We start from the raw sequence: 3,011 nt of genomic DNA, 5'->3' as shown, positions 1-3,011 counted from the left end.
CCTAATCTGCTTGATTGGGCTCTTTTCTTACTAACCAAATCTATTAGACTAAACAAGTTATGTAGAAATATTGAGAGAAACTGCGTATTGAAGAGATAAGTGTTTGTTTATTGAGGGAGGTAAGTGCAATAAGAAAGAATACTGTAATTATAGACTGATTTATGCAGGGGAAATAAGGAGGTTGAACAAATGGATAGGACAGTTACATTTTCATTCAATAGTACAAAATATGAAGGTACAGAGGCGACAGAAACATTTACTTTTAAGGAATTAGGTATTGATGAGGATTTGGATGTTGAAGTACTAAAAAAAGAAATAGATAGAATTTTTCAGGCTTGGGTTTGGGATAAACTTAATATTTCTTTTAGTATCGTTATAGACGAGGACAAACTTAGATAGTACAGATTATATATTGTAAAAAAAGTGAAACTTCTTATTGAACTAACGGGGCAGGATAATTGAATAAATCATTTTAATTTTTATGAAACTAAAATGAGGTGATAATTATCAAAAAATTTTCAGTTTTGCTTATAGCTGGAATGCTCATAGTAATCTCTAATAAAACAGTAAACGCAGAAACAATAAATGAAGCCGATACGAAATTATGTGAAACGGTCAAAATGGCACTCATAAGCAGCCTAAGAGAACCGTTAGATAAAGCAATTGTTGAAATCTACAAAGACGACAAAAAAGCACAGGAACTTGGTCTTACTTGGGCATCATATGACACAGAAATCCTTAAAATAAAACAGTTATATGGAATTGGTGGATTATATGAAATTACGCTTAAAGTATTTCCTTACTATCGTGCTCATATGGGTTATGGGGAAGATGAAGTTGTGATAAATACAAGTGGTAAACTAATTCGTTATAAACACTTGAAAACATATCCATTATCTTAACTAACGGCTTGCGATACTTCAATAAAGAAGTATCGCATATTTTATTGAACTTAAGGGGCAGGTTAGTGCAAAACAAAAAGGATTACATATTTTGGTGACGAAATTAATGCTAATACACACTCAAGTGGGGAGGAGAGAATAATGGAGTTCATACAAATTAATATAAGTAAACATAAGGAGTATGTTATTCCTTTTCGTAGAGATTCTTTCATTGTTAGTTTTGGTTCAGATAAAGATTTTGGAGATGAAAATAAATATCTGGATTGGTTACAAAAACAGATAAAAAAAAATCCCAAAGGCTTTGTATTAGTTGTAGACAATGAGGAGCCAATCGGTCAACTTGAACTGACGATAAAGGAGTATAAAGGTAAGGAAATTGGTTATGTACATCTTTATTACCTAATTCCTGAAAAACGAGGAATGGGTTTAGGTTCCCTTTTACACGAGTACGCTATTGAATTCTTTAAAAACAATAAAGTTAGTGAATACCACCTTCGTGTTTCCCCAACGAATAAACAAGCCATTTCATTTTATACGAAAAATGGAATGAAGCAGATTAAAACTGAAATGGATGGTAAAGTTGTTAGAATGTCAGGGAATATTTAAAGATTGTGAAGAGTTGTACTTAAAGTAACGGGTGCGATACTTCAATAAAGAGGTATCACATTTTTTTATTGAACTAAAGGTGCAGGTTAGTTCAATAAAAATATGGGTTATTATGGTATTGTGAAAGTAGAGGAGGTTGTCAAAATGAAGGTGATATTACAAGCGTTTTTTTGTTCAATTATCATTCATATAATCTATATAGTCGGAATGATGTTAGTCAGTTATATCAAAACAAGAAACTACAAACCAGATATAGCAAGTGCTTTGGATAGAGCAGAGACACTTCAAAGTGAAGTAGCTTTCGGTAAAGTTAATTCCCCTATTCTTTACTTGTATACATTTATAGGAGTAACAGTGATTTGCGGTATTATTATATTTAGTTATAACGCGATAATTTAATAGAGGTATCGCATTTTTTTATTGAACTAAAAGTGCAGGATAGTTAAAGAAGGCAGACAGGTTATTTAACTTAATATCAATATATTTAAGTATGAAAGGTATATATCATGCTCAATATTTTAACTCTATTTTTAAGTTACTTGATTGGTTCAGTTTCATTTGCTTTAGTTGTCGGTAAACTATTCTATAAAACCGATGTTCGGAATGATGGTAGTGGGAACCTTGGTGCAACCAATGTTTTTAGGGTTCTTGGAAAGAAAGCAGGGATAATTGTTGCAATTGCTGATATATTAAAAGGTACAGTTGCTTGTTTACTGCCCCAAATACTGAATTCTTCAGTCAACCCGATTTTTTGTGGTTTATTAGCCTTATTAGGACACATATTTCCTGTTTTTGCAGGGTTTAAAGGTGGGAAAGCTGTTGCCACAGCAACAGGAGTTTTATTATTTTTGACCCCTTTTGGTACTTTGACAGGCTTTTTTGTATTTATATTAACTTTGATACTTTCTAAGTACGTTTCACTAAGTTCAATGTTAGCTGGAATAGCAATATTTATTTACAGCGTTCTATTTGAAGATAAAGTCATGATCGCCCTTTCTTTATTTATTAGTGTATTAGTGATAATTTTGCATAGGCAAAATATCAAAAGAATTATTAATGGAACTGAAAACAAACTATGGTAAGAAGAAAAAAGTCTAACAGAAATTACGAGTTATTTGGTAAAAGTTTGCAGCACACTAATAAAGTAATTAGGTTTACTTCAGTAAAATAAGGTATATTATATTTGTAGAATAGATTTTCTTTAAGGAAAAAAAGTAGGTGAACAAAGTGGGAAAATATCAATTGGATCATAAAGGTCAGGTAGCTGTGACGAAGTTTCACGAAAAACAAACACCTGCCAAATTTGATAAAAAGCAGCAACTTGAAAAACTTCGTGCGGAGTATTTGAAAAAGAAGCAAAAACAATCAGATAAATAATGTGAATGAGGGCTTGTCAAGAAAAGTGTGTAAGTTATTCTAGATATTTCTTCACACGTTCCTTTAGGTGGTCATGAACTAATAGTTGATTCATGACCATAGCCCATTGCTGGATGCGTCCACCAT

The 3,011-nt window shown here is 31.9% G+C and carries 6 protein-coding genes; all 6 read left to right on the top strand.

From position 1 onward, the window contains the following. Positions 1 to 189 precede the first annotated feature (189 nt). Positions 190 to 399 carry a hypothetical protein gene (locus ACTJJ9_RS26050; protein ID WP_145585406.1) on the top strand — a complete coding sequence of 70 codons (210 nt, stop codon included), beginning with the start codon at positions 190 to 192 and terminating at the stop codon, positions 397 to 399. A gap of 140 nt (positions 400 to 539) precedes the next feature. Beyond that, entirely contained in the window at positions 540 to 902 is a 363-nt protein-coding gene (locus ACTJJ9_RS26045) for a DUF3888 domain-containing protein (RefSeq protein ID WP_255452042.1), read from the top strand. A gap of 141 nt (positions 903 to 1,043) precedes the next feature. Beyond that, positions 1,044 to 1,508 (top strand): GNAT family N-acetyltransferase, encoded by a 465-nt coding sequence (locus ACTJJ9_RS26040; protein ID WP_145585405.1) that lies wholly within the window; start codon positions 1,044 to 1,046, stop codon positions 1,506 to 1,508. Between the two features lie 144 nt (positions 1,509 to 1,652). Next, positions 1,653 to 1,907: a hypothetical protein gene (locus ACTJJ9_RS26035; RefSeq protein ID WP_145585404.1), complete on the top strand. Its 255-nt coding sequence runs from the start codon at positions 1,653 to 1,655 to the stop codon at positions 1,905 to 1,907. Between the two features lie 107 nt (positions 1,908 to 2,014). Beyond that, entirely contained in the window at positions 2,015 to 2,590 is a 576-nt protein-coding gene (gene plsY / locus ACTJJ9_RS26030) for a glycerol-3-phosphate 1-O-acyltransferase PlsY (RefSeq protein ID WP_145585403.1), read from the top strand. A 145-nt stretch (positions 2,591 to 2,735) separates the two neighbouring features. Beyond that, the gene (locus tag ACTJJ9_RS26025) at positions 2,736 to 2,885 is read left to right on the top strand and encodes a hypothetical protein (RefSeq protein WP_186324348.1); all 150 of its coding nucleotides are present in this window, start codon (positions 2,736 to 2,738) and stop codon (positions 2,883 to 2,885) included. The last annotated feature ends 126 nt before the right edge of the window (positions 2,886 to 3,011 follow it).

It is taken from the genome of Metabacillus sp. 22489, from assembly GCF_052044855.1.
In the GTDB taxonomy this organism is placed as follows: domain Bacteria; phylum Bacillota; class Bacilli; order Bacillales; family Bacillaceae; genus Metabacillus; species Metabacillus niabensis.
The sequence above is the reverse complement of the archived record's forward strand: the minus strand, read 5'-3'. Positions and strand labels throughout refer to the sequence as shown.